The sequence below is a fragment of the Pantoea sp. PNA 14-12 genome, assembly GCF_004364735.1.
In the GTDB taxonomy this organism is placed as follows: Bacteria; Pseudomonadota; Gammaproteobacteria; order Enterobacterales; family Enterobacteriaceae; genus Pantoea; species Pantoea stewartii.
Genome location: NZ_SOAJ01000001.1, coordinates 818966 through 840283, shown reverse-complemented (window position 1 = coordinate 840283; position 21318 = coordinate 818966). Strand labels below are relative to the sequence as shown.

At 52.2% G+C, this 21318-nt stretch carries 21 protein-coding genes and 2 pseudogenes; 14 read left to right on the top strand and 9 right to left on the bottom strand.

Annotated elements, in window-relative coordinates:
- Positions 1 to 13: 13 nt before the first annotated feature.
- A pseudogene (locus C7434_RS04100) lies at positions 14 to 504 on the top strand (methyl-accepting chemotaxis protein); the annotation flags it as partial.
- A gap of 751 nt (positions 505 to 1255) precedes the next feature.
- The gene (locus C7434_RS04095) at positions 1256 to 1663 is read left to right on the top strand and encodes a hypothetical protein (RefSeq protein ID WP_033737925.1); all 408 of its coding nucleotides are present in this window, start codon (positions 1256 to 1258) and stop codon (positions 1661 to 1663) included.
- Between the two features lie 407 nt (positions 1664 to 2070).
- Here C7434_RS04095 and C7434_RS04090 read toward each other — a convergent pair whose 3' ends face one another.
- The 3 genes from C7434_RS04090 to C7434_RS04080 all read right to left on the bottom strand — a co-directional run bounded on the left by C7434_RS04090 (position 2071) and on the right by C7434_RS04080 (position 4531).
- Positions 2071 to 2406 carry a hypothetical protein gene (locus tag C7434_RS04090; protein WP_050504744.1) on the bottom strand — a complete coding sequence of 112 codons (336 nt, stop codon included), beginning with the start codon at positions 2404 to 2406 and terminating at the stop codon, positions 2071 to 2073.
- Between the two features lie 355 nt (positions 2407 to 2761).
- Positions 2762 to 3040, bottom strand: a complete 279-nt coding sequence (locus tag C7434_RS04085) for a hypothetical protein (protein WP_033737924.1) — start codon at positions 3038 to 3040, stop codon at positions 2762 to 2764.
- Positions 3041 to 3595: 555 nt separating this feature from the next.
- Positions 3596 to 4531 carry a LysR substrate-binding domain-containing protein gene (locus C7434_RS04080; protein ID WP_133745167.1) on the bottom strand — a complete coding sequence of 312 codons (936 nt, stop codon included), beginning with the start codon at positions 4529 to 4531 and terminating at the stop codon, positions 3596 to 3598.
- Positions 4532 to 4632: 101 nt separating this feature from the next.
- On the opposite strand from C7434_RS04080, the gene C7434_RS04075 reads away from it, so the two are divergent.
- The 6 genes from C7434_RS04075 (at position 4633) to C7434_RS04050 (ending at position 12084) form a co-directional block, all read left to right on the top strand.
- Positions 4633 to 5763 (top strand): PLP-dependent aspartate aminotransferase family protein, encoded by a 1131-nt coding sequence (locus C7434_RS04075; RefSeq protein WP_166649044.1) that lies wholly within the window; start codon positions 4633 to 4635, stop codon positions 5761 to 5763.
- Positions 5764 to 5799: 36 nt separating this feature from the next.
- Positions 5800 to 7086, top strand: a complete 1287-nt coding sequence (locus tag C7434_RS04070; RefSeq protein WP_033737918.1) for an aromatic amino acid transport family protein — start codon at positions 5800 to 5802, stop codon at positions 7084 to 7086.
- 860 nt (positions 7087 to 7946) lie between these two features.
- Positions 7947 to 9491 carry a methyl-accepting chemotaxis protein gene (locus C7434_RS04065; protein ID WP_133745165.1) on the top strand — a complete coding sequence of 515 codons (1545 nt, stop codon included), beginning with the start codon at positions 7947 to 7949 and terminating at the stop codon, positions 9489 to 9491.
- Complete coding sequence (locus C7434_RS04060) at positions 9484 to 9840, top strand: hypothetical protein (RefSeq protein WP_243835873.1); 357 nt, start codon at positions 9484 to 9486, stop codon at positions 9838 to 9840. Before C7434_RS04065 ends, C7434_RS04060 begins: the two co-directional genes overlap by 8 nt.
- A gap of 374 nt (positions 9841 to 10214) precedes the next feature.
- A complete protein-coding gene (locus tag C7434_RS04055; protein WP_133745164.1) occupies positions 10215 to 11759 on the top strand; it encodes a methyl-accepting chemotaxis protein in 1545 nt (514 codons plus the stop codon).
- Positions 11760 to 11778: 19 nt separating this feature from the next.
- Positions 11779 to 12084 (top strand): hypothetical protein, encoded by a 306-nt coding sequence (locus C7434_RS04050; RefSeq protein WP_133745163.1) that lies wholly within the window; start codon positions 11779 to 11781, stop codon positions 12082 to 12084.
- Positions 12085 to 12861: 777 nt separating this feature from the next.
- Here C7434_RS04050 and C7434_RS04045 read toward each other — a convergent pair.
- The 4 genes from C7434_RS04045 to C7434_RS04030 form a co-directional block, all read right to left on the bottom strand.
- Positions 12862 to 13428, bottom strand: coding sequence for a hypothetical protein (locus C7434_RS04045; protein ID WP_033738394.1), 567 nt, complete (start codon positions 13426 to 13428; stop codon positions 12862 to 12864).
- 391 nt (positions 13429 to 13819) lie between these two features.
- Complete coding sequence (locus C7434_RS04040; RefSeq protein WP_033738395.1) at positions 13820 to 14275, bottom strand: GNAT family N-acetyltransferase; 456 nt, start codon at positions 14273 to 14275, stop codon at positions 13820 to 13822.
- A gap of 225 nt (positions 14276 to 14500) precedes the next feature.
- The gene (locus C7434_RS04035) at positions 14501 to 14830 is read right to left on the bottom strand and encodes a DHCW motif cupin fold protein (protein ID WP_133745162.1); all 330 of its coding nucleotides are present in this window, start codon (positions 14828 to 14830) and stop codon (positions 14501 to 14503) included.
- A gap of 318 nt (positions 14831 to 15148) precedes the next feature.
- On the bottom strand, positions 15149 to 16117 hold the full coding sequence (locus C7434_RS04030) for a D-2-hydroxyacid dehydrogenase family protein (RefSeq protein WP_033738399.1): 969 nt from the start codon (positions 16115 to 16117) through the stop codon (positions 15149 to 15151).
- A gap of 220 nt (positions 16118 to 16337) precedes the next feature.
- Here C7434_RS04030 and C7434_RS04025 point away from each other — a divergent pair, with 220 nt between their 5' ends.
- From C7434_RS04025 to C7434_RS04010, 4 genes are read left to right on the top strand one after another with little or no spacing between them, the layout of a single operon-like run.
- On the top strand, positions 16338 to 16895 hold the full coding sequence (locus C7434_RS04025; protein WP_133745161.1) for a cytochrome b/b6 domain-containing protein: 558 nt from the start codon (positions 16338 to 16340) through the stop codon (positions 16893 to 16895).
- Between the two features lie 13 nt (positions 16896 to 16908).
- Positions 16909 to 17460, top strand: a complete 552-nt coding sequence (locus tag C7434_RS04020; protein WP_033738401.1) for a tetratricopeptide repeat protein — start codon at positions 16909 to 16911, stop codon at positions 17458 to 17460.
- Positions 17441 to 17998, top strand: coding sequence for a sigma-70 family RNA polymerase sigma factor (locus C7434_RS04015; RefSeq protein ID WP_033738459.1), 558 nt, complete (start codon positions 17441 to 17443; stop codon positions 17996 to 17998). The genes C7434_RS04020 and C7434_RS04015 overlap by 20 nt, the downstream gene beginning before the upstream one ends.
- Entirely contained in the window at positions 17995 to 18801 is an 807-nt protein-coding gene (locus tag C7434_RS04010; RefSeq protein WP_033738403.1) for a hypothetical protein, read from the top strand. The genes C7434_RS04015 and C7434_RS04010 overlap by 4 nt, the downstream gene beginning before the upstream one ends.
- A 28-nt stretch (positions 18802 to 18829) precedes the next feature.
- On the opposite strand, the gene C7434_RS04005 is transcribed toward C7434_RS04010, so the two are convergent.
- Positions 18830 to 19405, bottom strand: a complete 576-nt coding sequence (locus C7434_RS04005) for a YceI family protein (protein WP_033738405.1) — start codon at positions 19403 to 19405, stop codon at positions 18830 to 18832.
- 308 nt (positions 19406 to 19713) lie between these two features.
- Here C7434_RS04005 and C7434_RS04000 point away from each other — a divergent pair, with 308 nt between their 5' ends.
- Positions 19714 to 20265, top strand: coding sequence for a GNAT family N-acetyltransferase (locus C7434_RS04000; protein ID WP_033738408.1), 552 nt, complete (start codon positions 19714 to 19716; stop codon positions 20263 to 20265).
- Positions 20266 to 20351: 86 nt separating this feature from the next.
- On the opposite strand, the pseudogene C7434_RS22115 reads toward C7434_RS04000, so the two are convergent.
- Positions 20352 to 20534: pseudogene (locus C7434_RS22115) on the bottom strand (AraC family transcriptional regulator); the annotation flags it as partial.
- Between the two features lie 198 nt (positions 20535 to 20732).
- Between C7434_RS22115 and C7434_RS22365 the strand changes: the two are divergent.
- Entirely contained in the window at positions 20733 to 21314 is a 582-nt protein-coding gene (locus C7434_RS22365; RefSeq protein ID WP_110267634.1) for a DUF6886 family protein, read from the top strand.
- Positions 21315 to 21318: the final 4 nt, after the last annotated feature.

The window sequence follows — 21318 nt, the reverse complement described above, 5'->3', positions numbered from 1 at the left end:
ACCGACTTCTGTTGCGGTCGTGGCTGGCGAAGTCAGAAATCTTGCACAGCGATCCTCCGCCTCGGCGCATGAAATCAAAGAGCTGATTGAATCATCCATCGCGTTTGTAGAGGCCGGAGCGTCTCAGGCCAGTGACGTTGGTGAGAACATGGCGCGAATGGATGATGCAGTCCGTCAGGTCACCGATCTGATTGAAGAAATTTCGGTTGCAGCGCAGGAGCAGTCGCTGGGAATAAGCCAGGTGCATCAGGCGGTGAATCAGATGGACGACGTGACGCAGCAGACGCCGCATTGGTTGAAGAAGCGTCCTCCGCTGCCCGCTCTCTGACCGAACAGGCAGAAGCGCTGAACGGCCTGGTCGCCGCGTTTACGCCTGGTGCAGACGGGAACGTCAGAAAGCCCGATATCAAGCCACATCCGGGCAGATCTGCCGCGCAACCAGTAACCTTAACGCCGCTGGCGGGAACATACCAGAGTAGCGAGAATAACTGGACGCAGTTCTGACACACAGGTTATACCGCCGGCCAGCCCCGGCGGTATATCCGCCATCTCAGGGCTATCGGCTCACCGAAGGCAAATCAGAATGCACAGCAATATATTGCAGGCAATAAAACAGCTGTATTAAGCGCGTTATTGAGGATGCGAACAGCACGTTGATTAACTATGTTGACGCAGGCCTGGATTACATCAGAATCCAGGTCCTGGCGGATACCATTTCGCATTATGATTTGTCTGTCACCCGGCGCTTTATACATTCTATAAAGAACTGGTCCATTATGGTTTGACAACGCAAATCATCAGCGAAATATACTATTACTTGAGATATTCGGACTAATATATAAATTATATTTCAACATAATCAAAAACTTGCAATTTACATTTGCTTTGCCGATTATCATTAAGCGAACCGGCTAACCGGTGAGTAACACTCTATAATCGATAGCAAGTTAATGCAGTCATTTGGGGCTCACGTCCGGGCCCCTTTTTTCTGTGGTTTTAAAGCATGAATACGCGTCTGACGTCAACCCGCATAAGGACGAAAGCGAAAAGCATTACACTTAATATTCGTCTTGTGATCGCGACCAGGGATTGGCTTTTAGCGCTGAGCAGAGGCGTTGAATACTTCATATTTCAGCGTTTAATACCCGACGGGCAAAGATTGCACCTTTCCCCTTTCACTTTATCCCGATGACGTCGTGTTCTCACTTTATGGCAGACCGCGTTTCTGTAACAGGGGTTTTACACTAGGGTAGTTATGAAACGATTAATTTATTTTTTCTTATTGATGACAGGCAATGCTCTCGCGGCTCAGACGCCAGACCTTAAAACAGTACAGGAATACTGCCACATCACGTCCATTCCGTTAATTCAGGCCGCCTCTGATGCCGTCATCTTTGACGCGTTTGGACACCCTGAAAAAATGAAAGCGCTGTCTGATACCGTTTTTTCAAGCCAGATTTTTAAAGCTGCGCCTGACGATGTCCGGAAAGCGATGAAAGACACGCTTGAAGAGGTGATACTGTCCAAAGACAAGAAAGATAAACTGTTAAAAGCCTATTCAGGTGACAGTCAGCATGACCTGAATGTCCTGTCGTCAGTCTGGGCATATTATTCAGTCGAACCTTACCTGATCAGGTGTGCATATATGAAATTTGCGGGCTAAATCCCCCAATCTTTTCTGCCTGCGCCTGGACAAATGACGGAGCGACGTCACCGACCATCAGCGTCAGCTCCTTACTCCTGTTCTCCGCCTGGTTGGCCATACGCAACCTGTTAGCAGCGGTTCGGCATGTTTTGCGCGGCCTTACCTTCGCCGTACGTTTACAGCATGCGCAAGTCGCACACGGCGGGGCTCAGGTGTATCTGATGCCAGCCAGGACGTTTAATAAATGCGCCGTGCGTACAGAGGATAAACGTCAGCGATACGCAGCCATTCTGCGCACGACACCTTACACTTTTTTGCTGGTAAGCTGGTTTTCCGCAGCAGAAAAGCAATGTGCCCGGGATGCACGCCGAAAGTCGCTTACCGCAGCCCCCGCCCGGCCAACGGAACTTACCGCAGAAGGAACGTTACCCCGTCCTGAAGGTATCCAGACAGGCATTGCACATGGTGATGAGCTGTCGGATCACCCTGTCCGCGTTTGACGGCGTAAGGTCCTGCTCAAACACATTACGCACGGTGCCAAATATGACGGTGATAAGCGTCAGGTTGACGCTACTGACGTCAGGAAACGTCATGTTGCTGGCGCTCGTAAGCATCGCTGTTGTCGCGCGGTTTACCCGCTTGCTAAACGTGTCAATCAGCGGCTGGTTATCCAGCTCTGCCACCGAGCGGTAAAGTGCCTTTGTCACGTCGATACGTGCTGTTTTGGCCTGCCAGTAGGTCATGATCAATGACGCACTCATGTCGCTGACGGTCGCACCACTCTGGTTGCGGCAGGTGACTTCAATCCTGTCGGCCAGCGCTGCTAAATAGCGTTACATTTACTGGTTCTGGTCTTTTCCCACAGCCGGAACATTTGGCGTTTTTTCATCACAGGCGGAGAAATGCGTTGAGGCGGTTCCTGCCATCACCAGGGTGAACGCGCTTACCCTGTCTGCCCCGTATGGCGGTCTGCTGTCCTGTTATTGGGCCGGAAGACGTTCAGGCGCAGGATAAAAGCTCAGATACCCTGCGGGCAGAAAGCTGACTGGCCCGTAGCCGGTCAGTTCAGGAAACACAGACACCGCACCTGTGAACGGTGTCTGTCGATTTTACTCGTTATGCGTTGCCTTCGTTCGGGCAACTCGGACCCACACCCAGCGAAGGATCATCACAGGCCTGGTTAATCTCCAGATGGTGATGCCACGCGGCCAGTTTAACTGCACGTTCATTAACAGAAACATCAGGCTTTTTAGCAGAAACATTGCCGGTTGCCACTGCACCGAAAGTCATTTGAGAAGGCAGATCCTTTGCAAACGAAGACACCTGCAGGCCAGCCAGTACGACAGTGGCCAACGCTGTGGTTTTAACTGCATTTTTAATGACAGACAGAGACATGATGAATCCTCTCAGCTTAAGTAAGTTAATCGATGTTTGCCTGGACAGCACTCAGCGAAATGAGAAACATGTTCACAAAAGCGGGCGCGGTGTTGAGACGCGCCTCAGGTATTCAAAAATTCTTCTGTGACAGTTTGATGATATCGGTTGTTAAAGAGAGTAATGAAATATTGCCTCTGTAACGCGGGGAAACAGTTGCAGGAAAAGGCGTCCAGGCTCTGCACGGCACCTTAATCGTGAGGCCTGATTTCTCAGCCTATCTCAGATCACCATGGTAAATAACCGGTTTGTTTAAACGCCCGAAGCGGGGAATGGTAAAGCTCCTGTCTCACCAATCCGAGGCACAGAGAGGCAAGGAAACAGGCGTGTTTTTTTAATACTGACCCGCTTTGAGATGGGTGCCTGTTTGCATTCAGCCAGCCATCCATCAGGTATTTTTACTGTGACAACTTAAGTAAAAACGCAGGTCACATGTCTACTGAGCTGACAGGCGGAGTTGGGGTAAATCAGACGGCCATCTGAAAGTTAAAAACGCAGAATGGCAAGATTAAACAGTCAAATATTGAATTGCTTTACCTTGATATCGACATGATGGACCTTTGACACTTCTCTTAATTCTCTTGCCGTCTGAATTCTGAGATTTTTTATCAATTCTTTTGCGCTGGATTTCAACACCTTGTCTTTTCTGAAAATCAAATTGCTTCCGAAAGTAATATTTTCACGAAGCGTAAATACATCTACTGCTTCAGCGTTAATCCCCGCCAGGGTCAGAGGATGCACAATACCCACACCGGCCCCAGACGTCACCATTTCTAACACCGTATGACAATATGGCGTTTCAACGAGCATGTTTAAGCTTAATTTCTTTAACCGACACTCTTTTTCCAGCGCTATTCTCGTCGTATCCTCAGAGTTAAGGGCGATAAAGTTTTGATCGGCTATCTCTGTAAGGCTGACCGATTTTACTGAGGCGCTGAGCATGTTTTTTGGCGTAATGAATACACCTTGTACCGTGCAGAAACTGTAAAAAACGCAGCTGTTGCCATATATTTCGTTTGCTACCAGACCAAAATCCAGTTCTCCCGAATCTACGGTTTCATAAATATCTCGAGAACTGTTAATAGAAAATTTGACTTTCGTCACAGAGGCTTTGACAAAGTCAGCAATCACTTTCGGAATCACTTTTTGCCCGAACACCGGGTGAGCCGCAAGATGGATGGTTGTATCAATACGATTTTTGAGAGATTTCACTTTGTGTTCAATCAGTTCTATACCGCGAAAATGTTTTTCAACCTCTTTCATAAGCAGGTGAGCATTTTCCGTGGCTTCTAACCTGCCCCTTTCTCGCCTGAACAACACAAGCCCGCATTCGTTTTCAAAAATTTTTAATTTCTGGCTGACGGCAGACTGAGAAACGCCAATCATTTCAGCCGCTTTCGTTGCGCTTCCTGTAAGCATAACTGCTCTGAAGGTTTCAATTTCTCTGTACACAGCCCATTACCTGTACTTATAAAGTCATTAGTGTTCAGTATAGAATTACGCTTTTTTAAGCGCAATAGTGGGGGCAGCGTATAAACACAAGGGGAAAAGCCGTGAAAAAGAACAATGATAAACATTCATTTAAATCTCTGGCGACGCCGGTTTACAGAGGTTCAACAATTGTCTTCGAGGATTTTCAAAGTTTCGAAGAAAGAAAGAAAAGGCAGCCGGATGGATTCAGTTACGGCATTACGGGCTCACCCACCCACCGCGAACTGGAAAAATTAATTTCCAGCCTGGAAGGCAGCCGAAATACCGTTGTACTTCCTTCAGGCCAGGCCGCCCTGGTGCTGGTATTGATGTCAACATTGAAGGGCGGAGACCATATTATTGCGCCTGATTCCTGCTACGGGCCGTTACGTGACTTTCTAACAGATTATTTAGCACAGCTAAACGTTGAAGTTACATTTTGCCCACCGCGAGATACTGCTTTTATACAGAATGCACTATGTGACAACACCCGGCTGATCTTAATTGAGTCACCCTGTTCACTGACAATGGAAATACAGGATATTGAACAAATTGCCATGCTAGCGCGTCGACATAATATTCTCACGGTTGTCGATAATTCGTGGGGAGGTCCGCTGCTGTCCAGACCATTCAGATTTGGCGTGGACTATGTCGTCGAGGCGGTGTCGAAAATGATGAATGGCCATTCTGACATTCTGCTGGGCAGTATCAGCACTGTTGATAATGAACACCATGCCCGTCTCAGAAAGTTGCAGGATATTATGGGCATGTATGTCAGCCCCGACGACTGTTTCCTGGCGATAAGAGGGCTTGAAACGTATTCATTACGCCAGGAGAAACAGTCCACTTCGGCTGAGATTATTTCTCACTGGCTTGAGAAGCATCCTGCCGTGGCCGCTGTGTTTCATCCCGGACTGGCATCTTCCGAAGACAATCGTCTCTATAAGAAATACTTTGATGGATATGGAACTGTTTTTTCTTTAACGTTAAAAGATGAAAGTCGCCTCGAACGCTTCTTTGACAGCCTGACCCGGTTCAGAATTGGAGCCAGCTATGGTGGCACCAAAAGCCTGATTGCCTATTACTCGCCTGAAAGTCTGTCTTCCCGGCGTTATCACGACAGCACCGCCTCTATTATCAGGCTGTCTGTAGGCCTGGAAGACTGTCAGTTACTTATTAACGATCTTGATTCCGCATTGAATAAAATAATTTAAATAAACATAACATCCCCTCTTGAAATGGAGATTACCATGTCTTCCAGTACCCTTACGCCAAAAATAACCGGGAACACCGTTAAAACAGATATAATGTGGATTTTAGCTATTTATGGATGTGCCGTCGGAAGCGGATCGCTTTTCTGGCCTGTGAGTCTGGGCAGCGCCGGCTTATGGTCAATGATGATACTTATTGCTCTGGCATTTCCGGTTACTTATTTTACGTACCGCGTGCTTTCACTGTATATCTCGGCAGGAACGGTGACGAGAACGTCAAAAAGCAATCTTATCGACACAACCAACGAATTACTGGGAGGGAAAGCGGTAAAATTTCTTACCGTGGCGTACTTTCTCATTATGGTCCCATCCTTGGCCGTTTATGCCATAACAATGAGCAATACATTTTTGGATTTTTTCAAAACGCAGATGGGGTTTCCTCCCTTAAACAGAGGCGCTACCGTTTTCGGAATAATCTTTCTGATGTCGCTTATTTCTTTAGGAAAAACAGAGACGATATTAAAAGTTGTCGGGGTAATCGTTTTCCCATTCATCCTGTCTTTGATTTTTTTTGGCATTATGTCAGTTCCACACTGGAATACTTCTTTCCTTACCGCGGAGGCGAATACAACGTCAATACCGGAGATTGCAAAATCCCTCTTCAATAACCTTCCGGTATTAATTTTTGCTTTCAGCTTCACGCCCATCGTTTCCAGCCTGGTTGCTCATTATAAACAGACCCACGGTGAACAGGCTTTCGAAAAAATAAATCAGATCCTCGTTCTTTCACTGATAGTCATCATATCAACAGTCGTCTTTTTCTCGCTCGGGTGTATCTTTTCCTTAACGCCGTCAGACATTAAGGAAGCGCGCCTTGAGAATCTGACATCGCTGTCAATACTGGCAAGAAAGTTTGACGCTCCCTGGCTTGCCATCTGTTCTCAGATAATCATATTTTTTGCGGCGATGAAAGCCTTCCTGGGTACGTTTATTGCCACGCGTGAAAGCCTGACTGGAATGGCGCTTAATAATTTCGGATGCAACGACGCCTTTTCAAACGGAACGGGAATGCGCCTTGTATCTGTCGTGGTCGTCTTTTTTATTACCATCATACCCACCATAGCTAATCTGGATGTTATTAACATCATCAAGTATTTTATGGTCCCCGTCAGCGTATTCATTGTTTTCTTTCTGCCTCAATATGCATTTTACCGAATCCCGGCATTGCGTCATCTTCGCGGTGGATTCATTAACTGGTTTGTCATCCTGACCGGAATATGTGCTCTGTTTGCAGGTGTTTTAACTATCATCAGGCACGTTTTCTGATAAAGTTTAACGCCTGAAATCAGGATGCTATTGTCGCCTCTTATTTTGCTGATCACTACAATAAGATCATTGTCTGTATGATGATTGATCACCTGCTCTGCGCCCGTTAGCAGAGCAGGTTTAATGATAATGAAACTCGACTATCGGACGTAAAGCGGCCTGGGTTGCGTCGTTTTAAACCGCCTTTTACTCTGTAAACCCACCTTCCGGGTCAAATTCATAAACGATCGCGTTTGCATCAGCCAATCACACGGATCAATGCTCCGCGAATACGCATCATCACTCCCTCATAACGGTGACTACCCCACACTGCCGCGTTTTGCGCTGACATAGGTGGCGAAAGTTTGCGGTCTGCTGAGCGTCAGTAAAGATGTTAATCAGGCGACGCGCCTGCTGATAGCATTGCCAGCCGCTTCTGCCGGATTTATGCACTGCGCCCTCCTCTCGTCTGTCCATGAACTCCAGTCAGGCTGCCGCCTGCTTCGGACGCACACTTAACCTTCCGGTGTCCGGCCAGACGGCCAGTCAGACGCTGGCGGGGGAGCAGGACAGCGCTCAGCCTACAGTGCGCCAACATTTTCGACGCGCCAAATGTGGCACAGGCATTAACGTACAGAGAGGGTTCAGTCCCCGGAAAACGAACGCAGAAGGGTTAAAGAGCACAGCGTCAGGCGAAGGCGTGATCCGTTACAGCACGCCGCCCAGCGACGCTCGCTCAGTCCTGTGTCAGAGGGCTGCGGGTGGAAAGTGAAATATTAATTTAACAAAACAAGTGTGGAGCAAGCGGAGCGGTGTGCCGATAGTAAATTGTGGTTAGTAACTAAAAACACAGCAAAATAACAACTTAACAGAGAGAGCGCATGAAAATTTCCACCCGCCTTGCTGCCGGTTTCGGCCTTCTTATCCTCCTGTCTGCCATATGTACTGGCACTGCGCTTCATGCCCTGATTAAAGCGCGTGAAAGCCTGGATGATGTTGTTCGTTACAAAATGAAAAAAAGCCAGCTTGCCACCCTCATGCTCAGTGAACTGAAAGACATGGCCATCTCGGTGAGGACACTCGGCCTGCTCAGCACTCCTGAAGACATGAAACCTGCTGATGTACTCATGCAGAAGAGTAAAGCCGACTTTCTGACCAGCCTTGCAGAAATGCATCAGATCATGGAAGCAGACTCAACGCCAGCGGGTCAGGAAGCGCTGAAAAGACTGACCGACGCTCAGAACGCTTTTTTTACCGTTTTTGAAAATGCCAGACAGCTCGGACTCGCCAATCAGGACAAGGCCTTTATTACCTATCTTGCAAAAGAGGTCAATCCGGTTCAGGACAGGATGCTCAGCGCCCTTACTGACCTGGTAAAAATACAGAAGAAGGTCAGCGTCACATCCGGAGAACAAAACAGTGCCGCCATCGCACATGCCTCACTCATCCTGATGTTGCTCGCTGTCGCATCCGTGCTTGTTGCGGCAGGCACCGGTGTTTTCATTACCCGGCTGCTGATGCGCCAGCTCGGCGGTGAGCCCGCACAGGCGCAGACGCTGGCTGCCAGCATCGCCGCAGGTGACCTGACCACCCCCGTCGCCCTTCGCCGCAACGACACAACCAGCCTGCTGGCCTCGCTGGACAGCATGCAGGCCAACCTGCGCGGACTGGTATCGCAGATCAAAGATGCCGCCGCCTCCGTGGCCCTGGCCGCCGACGAAATTGCTCAGGGGAACACCGAACTCTCTTCCCGCACCGAAGAACAGGCCGCCGCGCTGCAGGAAACCGCCGCCAGCATGGAGCAGTTGACCGCCACGGTGAAGAGCAACACTGCCGGCGCGCAGCAGACTGCGGAGTCCGCCCGCGAGACGGCGCGCACGGTCGACGCCGACAAGGCAAAGGTCACTGACATGACGGAGACGATGCATAACATTCAGGCAAGTGCGCTGAAGGTCCGGGATATTACATCGGTGATTGAGAGCATTGCGTTCCAGACCAATATCCTGGCGCTGAACGCCGCCGTTGAAGCGGCGCGCGCCGGGGAGGAAGGTCGCGGCTTCGCCGTGGTGGCCGGTGAGGTCCGTACGCTGGCGCAGCGCAGCGCCACGGCAGCGAAGGACATCAAGGCCCTGATTGAACAGGCCGTGAGTCAGGTGGAAAGCGGCGTGGAGGTTGCCACTGGCACCGGGCAGAGCATCCTGAAAATCGTGGGTATGGTCGGTGAACTGGCTGAATCCATGGACACGATTGCGCTGGCCTCGTCGGAACAGATGCAGGGGATTTCGCAGGTCAGCGTGGCGGTGAGCCAGATGGACGGCGTGACGCAGAACAACGCGGCGCTGGTCGAGGAGTCATCGTCGGCATCCCGCTCCCTCTCTGAGCAGGCACATGCCCTGCGCGGCATGGTGGAGGCATTCCGTGTCTGACCATGATTTATCTTCCCCCTCGCCGCAGGATGAACAGACCTGTGTGGCTGCCATCAGGGCGATGAAGGCTGATGTTGACGTCATATTAACGCAGCTCAGAAGCGGTCATTACGCCAGTCCGGACACCTTTGTTAACAACTGGGGGTACCTGATAGACAAAGTAAAAGAGATGAAACCCATCCTCAGCAAGCCCGGCGTCACGGAGATGCTGCTGCATACGGATGTCATGCTGATGGCGGACCTGCTGGCCATCACTCACGCCGTGGAGATAATCGGGAACTTTATGGACTGTCTGGCTCGTCACGCCAGACAGTCGCCAAAAGACCCGGGTGACGGTGACTCAGTCTGAAAGCCCTCTGCCACCCAGGACGAGTTCACGGCGCTGCGTGGCATGATCGTTGCCAGAAAAAAGTACATCGTCTTTGCCTGGCCCGCCGTTGTTCATGCCGGTGGGCTTTTGTTGTCAGACGTGCGGGATGATTGACTCGTCACTTCATGGTTGCACGGCCTCATCGACAGCGTAGCACCACTGTAACTGTCAGCGCAAAAAGCCAGATTACCGGTCAGAAAGGGATCAGCCTCTCAAAATTTCAGATCTTTCTTATGTTTTTTGGCACAAAAGAAGCACTAATGATCAAATAAATATAAAATGTTCACGATTTTACTTTACGTTTTGAAAAGACTGACACACACCAGCGCTACTCTACATAACGAGAAAAACCGATGAAAATATCAACCCGCCTTGCTGCAGGCTTCGGCCTGCTCATCCTTCTGTTTATTTTTTGCTCAGGAATTGGCGTTCATGCGCTCTATACCGCGCGCGATCGTATGGAGGACACCGTCAACATAAAGATGAAGAAATACCAGCTTGCCCAGGCGATGTTCACCAGTGTGCGGGACATGGGCGTGGCGGTCAGAAATATCGCCCTCCTCAGCACGCCTGACGCAATGAAACCTGAGCTGGCTCGCCTGCAAAAGCAAAAGGATCTGTTTATGGCCAACCAGCAGGCGCTGAGCGACATAATGCAGTCCGATTCTACGCCGGCTGGCCGGGAGGCGATGAAGCGTATTTCTGACACGAGCCCACCCACGTTTAAAATTCTTGATGAGGCCGCCCAGATGGCGGTCGCTAACCACGACAGAGAGACAGCCGCCTTCCTTATCAATAATGTCCGGCCTGTACAAAACAAGCTGCTCAGTGCTCTCAGCGACATGACGGATATACAGCAACACAACAGCCAGAGCGCCGTAAAAGAAAGCAGCGCCTCAGCCGCACGCTCTTCTCTTATGCTGATAGTGTTCGCTACAGCCTCTGTGCTCGTGGGGACAGGCGCCTGCCTGGTGATTATCCGGGTACTGATGCGTCAGCTCGGCGGTGAGCCCGCTCAGGCGCAGACGCTGGCTGCCAGCATCGCCGCAGGTGACCTGACCACCCCCGTCGCCCTTCGCCGCAACGACACAACCAGCCTGCTGGCCTCGCTGGACAGCATGCAGGCCAACCTGCGCGGCCTGGTGTCGCAGATCAAGGATGCCGCCGCCTCCGTGGCCCTGGCCGCCGACGAAATCGCTCAGGGGAACACCGAACTCTCTTCCCGCACCGAAGAACAGGCCGCCGCGCTGCAGGAAACCGCCGCCAGCATGGAGCAGCTGACCGCCACGGTGAAGAGCAATACTGCCGGTGCGCAGCAGACTGCGGAGTCTGCCCGCGAGACCGCGCGGACGGTCGACGCCGACAAGGCAAAGGTCACTGACATGACGGAGACGATGCATAACATTCAGGCAAGTGCGCTGAAGGTCCGGGATATTACGTCGGTGATTGAGAGCATCGCGTTCCAGACCAATATCCTGGCGCTGAACGCCGCCGTTGAAGCGGCGCGCGCCGGTGAGGAAGGTCGCGGCTTCGCCGTGGTGGCCGGTGAGGTCCGTACGCTGGCGCAGCGCAGCGCCACGGCAGCGAAGGACATCAAGGCCCTGATTGAACAGGCCGTGAGCCAGGTGGAAAGCGGCGTGGAGGTTGCCACTGGCACCGGGCAGAGCATCCTGAAAATCGTGGGCATGGTCGGTGAACTGGCCGAATCCATGGACACGATTGCGCTGGCCTCGTCGGAGCAGATGCAGGGGATTTCGCAGGTCAGCGTGGCCGTGAGCCAGATGGACGGCGTGACGCAGAACAACGCGGCGCTGGTCGAGGAGTCATCGTCGGCATCCCGCTCCCTCTCTGAGCAGGCGCACGCCCTGCGCGGCATGGTGGAGGCATTCCGTGTCTGAAAAGGATGACATCGAGTACATGACTCTCGTCCTGAGACTAAAAGCAGATGTTGATGTACTTTTTACGCAACTGAAAAGTGGTGACTACAGCAGCCCGGATACCTTTGCCAACAATCTCCATCATCTGCTGCGAATGGTTAAGGACATTGAGCCCTTTCTGGCACAGTCCGGTCTTATTGATCGCCTGGCGCGTACTGATTTGCTGCTCACGGCAGATCTGCTGGGTATCGTCAGTTCAGTCGCCATACTGGGAAACTTTATTCACTGTCTTTCCCGTCAGGCCGCAAAAGAAACAACGGAGAAGCCGAAACCTGACGCGGGCTGAAATATGCCTGTCATGAAGTGCGAGTTAACTCTGATGTGATGTGGTTGTTGTCAGAAAGATACTTATCGCCTTCGGGCTGGCCCGTCGCGTTTATGCCGACGGGCTTTTTTTTACAGGCATAATGTCTGCCAGACAGCCCCCGCACCTGACTTCCCCTGCCCTTTCCTGCCTCCGGCCTGTCCGATCCTGTAGTGTGTTTCTTCACGGTCAGAAGACGCCCTGGACCGGACTGAATAAACAGACATTACCGGCTCACCGGGCGGACTATTCTTATCATTTGCGTTAGTCGCCATTTCCGGACCGGCAGCATTCGCTGACAGTCGGGTACACCGAAGCCTGCCGTGGCTGACGATGACACGGCATTGTCTCTGCTTGCGCCGGGTGCCTGCCCCCGCTGTACAGCACCAGCATGTGAATCCCTCTCTGTGGGCGCATTACGCTTCCAGATTTGACTACATCAAGACTCCGTGCGGCATCGTCATCAATAGCGGTATGAGCACCTTGACTCCCGTGCTGGCCGGGCATTTTTCAAACACAAAGTGCGCGCATTGCTGCTCATCTTCCTTACACTGTGACTTCCCACTCCTGTCTGCACCCCACACGAACCCCAGTGAAATTCCCCCTGAAGCGCAACGAAACACGTCAGCGTCATAACGGTTGCGCCACGCTTATCGGCACCCCGGATACCGACAAGGCAGGATTAAACAAACGACGGCTTTAAGCGTCTGAGCGGACGCCGCTTAGGGCATCAGGACGACTGATGTATCAGATGGCAGGTCAGATGTTTCGTGTGCGCTGTTTTGCTTTTTTGCCGCGCCAGTACTCTTCAAGGTAAGGCAGCAATTCAAGCATCACTATTCCTGTAAGCACAGCCACGATATAGTGGCCTGGCAACGGGTCTGTTCTGAGTTTAAGTTCAAATCGTGCAGATTCTTCACCGAAACCAAACAGTGCCAAAAACTGCGGCCAGTGACGGGAAACCACCAGCAGAAGCGCCACTAAAGGTAGCATTTCCAAAAAACTGTGCACATGCTGCTCAACCGGTGAGACCCGCCTTGCGGTCACAGCATAAGTCACATCCCACAGCGCTGTCGCCTCATGGCAGAAAAACAGCACTATCATAAACGCAATGACTAACGCGTTTACCTCTAAAAAGAGGGCCGCGAGTAAGGGCAGGCCCATCTCCAGAAACATCAGAATATGAATATAGGTTTCTTTCAGACCGGTGGTGGTTTCGATATCAGTGGCTCTGTGACAAAGCCAGTCCGCAAACCCAGCAATAAGCCAGACAGGCAAAACAAAGTAGAGCAGCAGCAACATCTGAGGATCGGAAGAAGGAAGCATTTTACTTTACCTGTAAAGCTTAAATGAAAAAGCATAGACGCAGAGCGAGGGTGAGCAAGGCAACCGGGACAGGGTGAGCAGACTGCGCGCCCCAAACAACAACATAAGCAGGTCAGAAACGTCCGCTTCTGCCACCGCGCAAACATTCATGCGTCAGACAAGCGACACCTTCCTCGCGAACCTTGTATTAGAAACAGTGCCAGAGCAGCAGACGTTACCCTGGCAGAGGGAAACGACCGCCTTTACAGGCAAACATGACGGGGTTACAAACCGGTTACTGCACCGTCTTTCCTGAATTATTTACCCTCAGTTGCAACGCAGCTCCCTCGACAAACGCTCAAGATGTCACCGCGCGTTATAAAAGCGGAGGTATGAAGTGTAAGCCGTACTTCTACAGGTCCTTGCACATATACACGCTTAAAGGATCGCTGATATAGGGAGGGAAAGCCTCACAAAGCCTGTAGCCGCAGCGACGATACAGCGCTATAGCGGGCTGTTGATGAATGCCGGTTTCAAGGCGTAGCTGATAACAGCTGTTCTCTGACGCGAATTTTTCAAGTGAGGCCAGAATTTGCTCGCCGAGTTGGCGTCCCCGATATTCTGGACGAATGTAAACCCGTTTAATTTCGCCTACGTTGCCATCCTGAAGAAGTAAAGTGCCACAACCAGCGGGCAGCCCATTAGCATCACGCGCAATGACGCAGCGCAGTTTCTTATTACTGACGGTGGAAAGGTCCAGGCAATGATGACTTTCTGCAGGATAAAGCGCGCGTTGAAACGCATCAAGTTCACTTACCAGGCAGGCTAACGCAGCGTCATCTTTATTTATTTCTGACAGGTAGAACATGATAGTCCTTTTCATTTTCGTCTGATGAAATCATCACGATATTTCAGACCTGTTTATATTGTTTGTCTGACTCAGCACATGAACAGGCCTTATTTAATGACGCAGGCCATCACCTGTCGTGCTCCATGCCGGGTTCTGGCGCATTATTTCAACAACCGATCTCACGTTTAAAAAACGCGCTTCCCCCTTTACTGGCGTACAACAAGAAAATCACCCTATCTCCCTTCAATCAACGATAAACAGCGTTACGCCCTGCATTGTCGTCGAGCGATGCGCTTCGGCATTGTCCGCCACCTGATAGCTCACGCCAGGCGTCAGGACAAACACTCGTCCATCCTCCAGTTCCGTGGTCATTTCGCCTTTCAGGCACAGAAGAATGTGACCTTTTAAACACCAGTGATCGGCGACATAACCCGGAGAGTACTCAACCATTCTCACCCGGATAGCGCCAAACTTTGCCACACGCCAGAGCGCGAAGCCGCATTCACCTTTATGGCGTTCTTCCTCGATCTGTGACCAGTCGGTTGTGCCAAAAGGGATATTTTCCATCTTCATTTTTTTATGCCTTATTCGCGAGGGTGAGTGACGTCACCTGGGGTATTTAAAGCGGAGCAGGCAGATAACGGCTGGCTCAGTAAACGCGACGCTTCAGCTTCAGGCCATTAAACCATTTCCTACCCTCTGCGCTCGGGTATGTGAGCCGTGAATACGAGTGGACTCGATGACAAACCTGGCGATAGTTAAACGGATCAGCGGATGGCTTTATCACTTTTCGGCTTTCTGTTTAGCTTTCTTAAACGTGTTATCTTTTCCCTGAACACCCGTACGTATTGACACTGCGTCCACGTAACGGTTTAGCGCAGCAAATTGCGTTTAATCCAGCGCCTCAGGGTTGATCACGTGGCTTGTGTCACCCTGGAAAAAACGCACCACATTGTCAAACGCGGTGCTGAAATAAAGCATGTAACTGTCCTTTTCAACATAGCCGATGTGGGGCGTGCAAAGTACGTTGGGCATCGATAACACTGGATGCGCCGGATCGTAAAGGGGCTCTGCCTCAAAGACATCCAGCGCGGCAAATCCCGGACGGCCCTGCCGGAGCGCGCTCAGCAGGGCGCCCTCTGCCACCAGCTCTGCCCGGCTGGTGTTCACAAACAACGCATCGGGCTTCATCTGCACCAGGTCGCTCAGCGTGATGTTGCCCTCGGTGGCGGCCACCAGCCGCTGATGAACAGTGATCACATCGCTGGTCGCAAAAAACGCCTCACGGCTGGCTGGCACGATTAAGCCTTCTTGCTGCGCTTCCTGTCGGGCGCGATCGCTGCCCCAAATCTGCACCTGCATGCCAAACGCGCGGGCGTAAGCCGCAATACGCTTGCCGATTTTGCCGTAGCCCAGAATCCCTAACGTCTGTTTGTGTACACCCTGCCCCAGTTCTGCCTGCCAGTGTCCGGCACGCATAGCGTTAACGGCCTGTACGAACTTCCTTCGGGCCGCCATGATTAACAGCCATGTCAGCTCTGCCGGTGCAACGGGCGAACCCACGCCTTCCACCACCGCCACGCCAGCCCGGGAACAGGCTGCAAGATCGATATTGCGGGCGAGCTTGCCGGTCTGGCTGATCAGCTTCAGTTGGGGCGTGCGCTGTAAAAACGCCTCGTCAATGGTGGTGCGCTCGCGAATCAGGATCAGGGCCTGAGCACTTGCCAGCGCTTCAGCGGCGGCGGGATCGCAATGGATATCCCCAACGGCGGTACAGTGAAAGGCCGGATGGCGTTTCAGACAGTCCAGTCCTGCCGTAGCCAGTTGATAATCGTCGGGAATACATACCGGTATCGTCATCGTTACGCGCGCCTCAAGAGTCGGATTCGCTTTTCACTGCCGCCTGTAAACAGGCTTACATCATTAAAACACCAACAGGGTTTCGTCAATCGACTTCGCCGCATTCTGTCCACGCTTTTGAGCAAGGCGGACCCTGCCAATGGGTTGCAAAAAAAAGAGTGAATAGAAATCGCAGGACGCACGTTTACTCAGCAGAAATCTGAACGAGAGAACCCACGTCATGATTCATGCTCAACCCGTAAAACCCCGACAGCACGATAACCGGCTGACTCTGGCGCTGCACTGGATCACCGCCGCCAGCGCCCACATCTGGCAATGGCTGGAGCGCGGCACGCCGCTCAGGAAAGGCTTACAGTCAGTGCACATTTCCTGCGGTATTTTGCTGGCGCTGGTGATGGTGGTTCGTCCGGTCTGGCGGGTGATGAGTCAATGCTCGCCGCGTTATGCCCTGCCTGCGGCGTCGATATCCCGTCCGGCATCCATTCTGTCTCATTGCGTGCACGGCGCGCGCTGTCTGTTGCTGTTCACGCAGGTTGTATTGGGCTTTCTGTTCCGCTGGGCACAGCAGGAGCCGTTTCACTTTTTCGGCCTCTTCGGGCTGAGCGGGCGGGTTCATGTCGATCCCCTGTTTAAACATTCATTGAGGGAATGGCATAACACCATCGCCCGGACGCTGATCGTTCTGGTCGCGTTTCATGCCCTGGCCGCCCTGCTTCATCACTTTGTTTTCCGCGATAACGTGCTGCGTCGCATGCTGCCCGTTCGCCCCTTCCGCTAACTGGAGCTCTGCCATGAAAAACATTGCATCGATACTGCATAATACAGGCCGTAAACTATGGATTCCGGCGCTGCTGCTGGCTATCCACACCGCACCCGCGCTGGCCGCAGGGGATGACAGCACCAACAGTACGATCCCAGACTGTCCGCATGGGCAGGTTTATGACAGCAAGCGTAAACAGTGCGTCCCCGATAAATCGGCGCGTCTGACTGACGAAGACAAAACCCGTTATGCCTATCATCTGGCGAAAAAAGGCGAGTACCAGGCCGCGCTGACGCTGCTGGATAAGCTGAAACAGCCTGACACCGCCGAAGCCTGGAATTACCGCGGCTATGCCACCCGAAAACTCGGGCGAACCGATGAAGGTATCGGGTATTATCAGCGTTCGCTGGCGCTCAATCCACGCTATGCCAAAGTACGCGAATATCTCGGCGAAGCGTGGCTGATTAAAGGTCGTCCCGACCTGGCGAAAGCACAGTTAAATACTCTCGCCCGCCTGTGCGGAACGGGCTGCGAGGAGTATCGTGATTTGCAGGCCGCCATTGCTGGCCATCCGGAATCCTGATACGCAATGCGAGGACAGTGATATTACGACCAGCGAAGTTCGTCAACAGCTTGCTGCCCATCTGACGCGCCTGTGGCGCTACGGCCTGGTTCTGTCCCGAAACCACGACGTTGCCGAAGAACTGGTACAGTCGACCTGCGTTCGCGCGCTCGAAAAGAGCGCGCAGTATACGCCCGGCACGCGCATCGATCGCTGGCTGTTCACGATCCTTCACTCCATCTGGATTTCTGATCTGCGCGCCCGCCGCGTGCGGCTGGGACAGGGCTTTGTTGACAGTGACGAACTGCTGGCCCCGGACGCGCAGGAACGTGATGAAAAACGCCTGCATTTTCAGAAAATCATGCAGCGCGTCAGTGCGCTACCGGAAGCCCAGCGTAATACCGTGTTTCTGGTTTATGTAGAAGGCTTTACCTATCAGGAAGCCGCAGAGACGCTGGCCGTGCCTGTCGGCACCATCATGAGCAGGCTGGCCACCGCGCGTTCGGCGCTGGCCAGGTCGTTTGATGATAGGGATGCCGCAAAGGAGAAACGCTCATGAACACGTCGCAATTTACGCCTCCGTACAGCGACGAAGCCCTGGTCGCCTGGCTGGATGGCGAGATGGATCCGGCTGACGCGCGCAGGCTCGAAGCGCTGCTGGAGACGGATTCTGATCTGGCTGATCGCATTGATGAACTGATGAAAAGCCAGCTCGACTTTGAGGCGGCCTTTGCGCCGTTACTGGACAAAGCCCCGGAAGCCAACATGCGGCGCCAGCTGGATGCACTCTCAGCTCCCCCCGCGCCTGAACCCAAAATGACGTCCACTACGGGCGTCAGTCGTCGTTCACTGATCGCCGCCTCGCTGAGTTTTCTGATGATCGGCTCGGGACTGGGTTATCTGGCGCGCCCCGGCAAAACCGCGCTGAGTGAGAGTGAGAAGATTCGCGATCTTGAAGCGCAGTACATGTCGCTCTACAGCGCAGAAACCCTGCTGGATGCCGATAACTCCCCTGCCGCCTTGCAGCATGGCCTGGCCCGCACGGCACAGGATATCGGTCTGCATCTGAATACGCAGCAGCTCACGCTGCCCGACGCAGAGTTAAAAATGGTGCGCATGCTACGCTATGACAGTACGTCAATTGCGCAGATTGCCTGGATCCATGCGGAATATGGCCCGATGGCGCTGTGCATTTCCCCCGATGCGCATCCGACTTCAACCGGGCTTGAGCGCGAACAGCGCCATGATATGCGCCTGGTGTGGTGGCATCACCGCGGCTACCAGTTTGTTCTGATTGGCCGCAATCCGGCCGGGGAATTATCCGCCAGCGCCAGTGCCCTGAAAACCGCGCTTAACGCCTGACCACCACGCGGCATTTAGCCAGGCGCGTTCAGGGGACATGGCTGGCCTCTGCCTGAATATCGATAGTAATGGTCACCCTGTCATCCACCAGCGAGGTAAAGCGATCCATATGGTAGGCCGAGCGCGAGATCGTGGTCATCGCATGCAGCGAGATCCTGTCGCCAGTCTCTGCGGTGCGATCATGCTCTTCCATCGTCGCGTCAAGGATCACCGGTCGCTGGACGTCCTTCACCGCTAACGCACCAAAAAGCCGGTATTTACCGTTGCCGCGCGCCACGATGCGGGTGCTGGTAAAGACGATGTTGGGATAGCGCGGCGCATCAAAAAACATGCTGCTTTTCAGCTGATAGGTCAGCAGATTGTTTGAGGCGATTAGCGTGGAAACCGGAATGGTGACCCGGACATGATTATCCAGCTCATTCGCCGGGTTCAGCGTCACCTCGCCGGTCACACCCGTCAGTTTCGCATGCGACATCCCGCCAAAGGCATGCCATGACAGCCCTATTGCCGTGTCAGGCGTGGAAATCGTGTAGTAAAGCGGGGCCGCATGGGCGAACGGACTCAGCAGTACTCCAGCAACCAAAAAAGAAACAGCGCGCGTCATAGCAGGCTTCTCCAGTAAACAGATAACGCGTTAACGCGCCAGGTGACAACGTTATTCGATTAATACTTACAGTTATATAACATTCGTGAGGCCGGAGATCGCATTTGGATGGGGAAGCGGCACGGTTATGTGAGGTAGATGCAGGATAGTGCGGCGGTTTTTTGCGATGCGCGAGCGTCTTTCCGCTGTGAGCGGGTTGTTGGCGCGGCGTCCGGCGTGGAGGTTGCTCAACCTGTTATCTGAAGCGGATGCAGATCTTCATCGCTTGTGATAAGAAAGAAAATTAATCTGAGTTCAGGAGATGAGTTATGTACCTGGATGATATTCCCCTTAATTTTCGGCAGCATGAAACCTTTTATCTGATCGCCCCGGACATGAGTCGTACGGAAGAAATGCAGCAAAAACTGAATGCATTTAGTTCCCTTCATCATGAATTCCTGCTCTGGTCTCCCGGTTTTCACTCTCTGAATGCTGTTGAGAAAAATATGGCGGAGGCGGCCGGGAATTTCCTGAATGACAACGTTGAATATAAGTTTTTAATCATTGATCGTCAGTCAGATGACCTCTCAGGCTGTATTAGCTTATTTATCAGGAATCGCGCGATTCCTTATTATGAAATCGGCTACTGGCTCGCCACTGATATGTGGGGTAAAGGCATTATGTCTGAAGCTTGTAAGCTGGTCACAAACATGGCCGCCGATTTTTTTCAGGCAAAGCGAATCGAAATTCGTACGGCAGGACGTAACGTACGCAGTCAGTCTGTTGCGTTAAAGTGCGGTTTCAAACCCGAAGCCAGACTGGTTAACGAACGCCTCGATAGTCTGGGGCGGATTGATGATACGGTTATCTACCGGTATTAGCACGGCTTAAATATGACTGATAAATCAGAAAAAGAGCGGTTTTCTACCTGCTCATTTTGCATCTCGTCAGCGATGCCATCACAGCTTCAGTGCGATGACACAAATGCAGAGTTTTGCTGCAAAGGCGGAAAGGCGAAATTACGTTGCATACGCTTTATCTCTTCTGCCGGTGGCAGGCCAAACAGCCGTTTGAACTCGCGATTAAACTGCGGCGGGCTCTCGTAGCCAACGGCGTAGCTCGCGGCGGCGGCAGTGAGCTGCTGACGGACCCAGACTGAAGTTCAGTTTAGTTACTCAGGCATTGCACAAGAGGATCTGGACGTAGCAGCACAATTTCTCACGGCAAATGCAGCACATCTTTCAGAAGTTGTGGCTTAAACCGTCATTGACGTATTCATCTAAATAAAACTTTTCCAACATAGAATGATGAATTCATCATACATCGTCTACTTTAAATGGACTTCTGAATGCGCCTGTTTCATTTCAGTGATAATCCCGACATCGCTGTCTTCAGACCTCGCCCCTTAAAGGTTCGTGTTGACAGACCGGCAGGTCAGGAATGGCTGAACGGTTCACTCATATGGGCTACCGCCGAAGCTTATGAGCTTTTGTATCTGTTTCCACGCGAATGCCCTCGCATTGTTTATTGGCCTGTCGCGGGAACCACACGCGAGGACAGAGAATTGTGGATGGGTAATATGATCAGCTCATCGGCTATAGCCTGCATAGAGCAGACGTGGCTTTCGCGGTTTAACCTCGGACAGATTTTCAGGTATGAACTGCCTACCGCAGGTTTTGAACCTACAGGTGAGGTCGGGATGTGGGTATGTCCTGAAGAAGTTGTACCTGTCGGCCTTAAATGCTTTTCAAGCCTTCCCACCGAACTTACGGACAGGAATATTGGTCTTCGCGTTATGGACAGGCTGACGCCCCTGAAAAGTATCTGGCAATCCACGCTGCACGCGAGCGGCATAAGACTCAGGAACGCCCAGGACTGGGGGAAACCAGGGTGGACTCATTCAAAACCAGGCCGTCAGGTAATTGTGTGACGCT

Bases quoted from the DNA above. Each gene is read 5' to 3' on its own strand.
- C7434_RS04095 (WP_033737925.1), top strand. From the start codon at position 1,256: ATGAAACGATTAATTTATTTTTTCTTATTGATGACAGGCAATGCTCTC.
- C7434_RS04090 (WP_050504744.1), bottom strand. From the start codon at position 2,406: ATGAGTGCGTCATTGATCATGACCTACTGGCAGGCCAAAACAGCACGT.
- C7434_RS04085 (WP_033737924.1), bottom strand. From the start codon at position 3,040: ATGTCTCTGTCTGTCATTAAAAATGCAGTTAAAACCACAGCGTTGGCC.
- C7434_RS04070 (WP_033737918.1), top strand. From the start codon at position 5,800: ATGTCTTCCAGTACCCTTACGCCAAAAATAACCGGGAACACCGTTAAA.
- C7434_RS04065 (WP_133745165.1), top strand. From the start codon at position 7,947: ATGAAAATTTCCACCCGCCTTGCTGCCGGTTTCGGCCTTCTTATCCTC.
- C7434_RS04055 (WP_133745164.1), top strand. From the start codon at position 10,215: ATGAAAATATCAACCCGCCTTGCTGCAGGCTTCGGCCTGCTCATCCTT.
- C7434_RS04050 (WP_133745163.1), top strand. From the start codon at position 11,779: ATGACTCTCGTCCTGAGACTAAAAGCAGATGTTGATGTACTTTTTACG.
- C7434_RS04045 (WP_033738394.1), bottom strand. From the start codon at position 13,428: ATGCTTCCTTCTTCCGATCCTCAGATGTTGCTGCTGCTCTACTTTGTT.
- C7434_RS04040 (WP_033738395.1), bottom strand. From the start codon at position 14,275: ATGTTCTACCTGTCAGAAATAAATAAAGATGACGCTGCGTTAGCCTGC.
- C7434_RS04035 (WP_133745162.1), bottom strand. From the start codon at position 14,830: ATGAAGATGGAAAATATCCCTTTTGGCACAACCGACTGGTCACAGATC.
- C7434_RS04030 (WP_033738399.1), bottom strand. From the start codon at position 16,117: ATGACGATACCGGTATGTATTCCCGACGATTATCAACTGGCTACGGCA.
- C7434_RS04025 (WP_133745161.1), top strand. From the start codon at position 16,338: ATGATTCATGCTCAACCCGTAAAACCCCGACAGCACGATAACCGGCTG.
- C7434_RS04020 (WP_033738401.1), top strand. From the start codon at position 16,909: ATGAAAAACATTGCATCGATACTGCATAATACAGGCCGTAAACTATGG.
- C7434_RS04010 (WP_033738403.1), top strand. From the start codon at position 17,995: ATGAACACGTCGCAATTTACGCCTCCGTACAGCGACGAAGCCCTGGTC.
- C7434_RS04005 (WP_033738405.1), bottom strand. From the start codon at position 19,405: ATGACGCGCGCTGTTTCTTTTTTGGTTGCTGGAGTACTGCTGAGTCCG.
- C7434_RS04000 (WP_033738408.1), top strand. From the start codon at position 19,714: ATGTACCTGGATGATATTCCCCTTAATTTTCGGCAGCATGAAACCTTT.
- C7434_RS22365 (WP_110267634.1), top strand. From the start codon at position 20,733: ATGCGCCTGTTTCATTTCAGTGATAATCCCGACATCGCTGTCTTCAGA.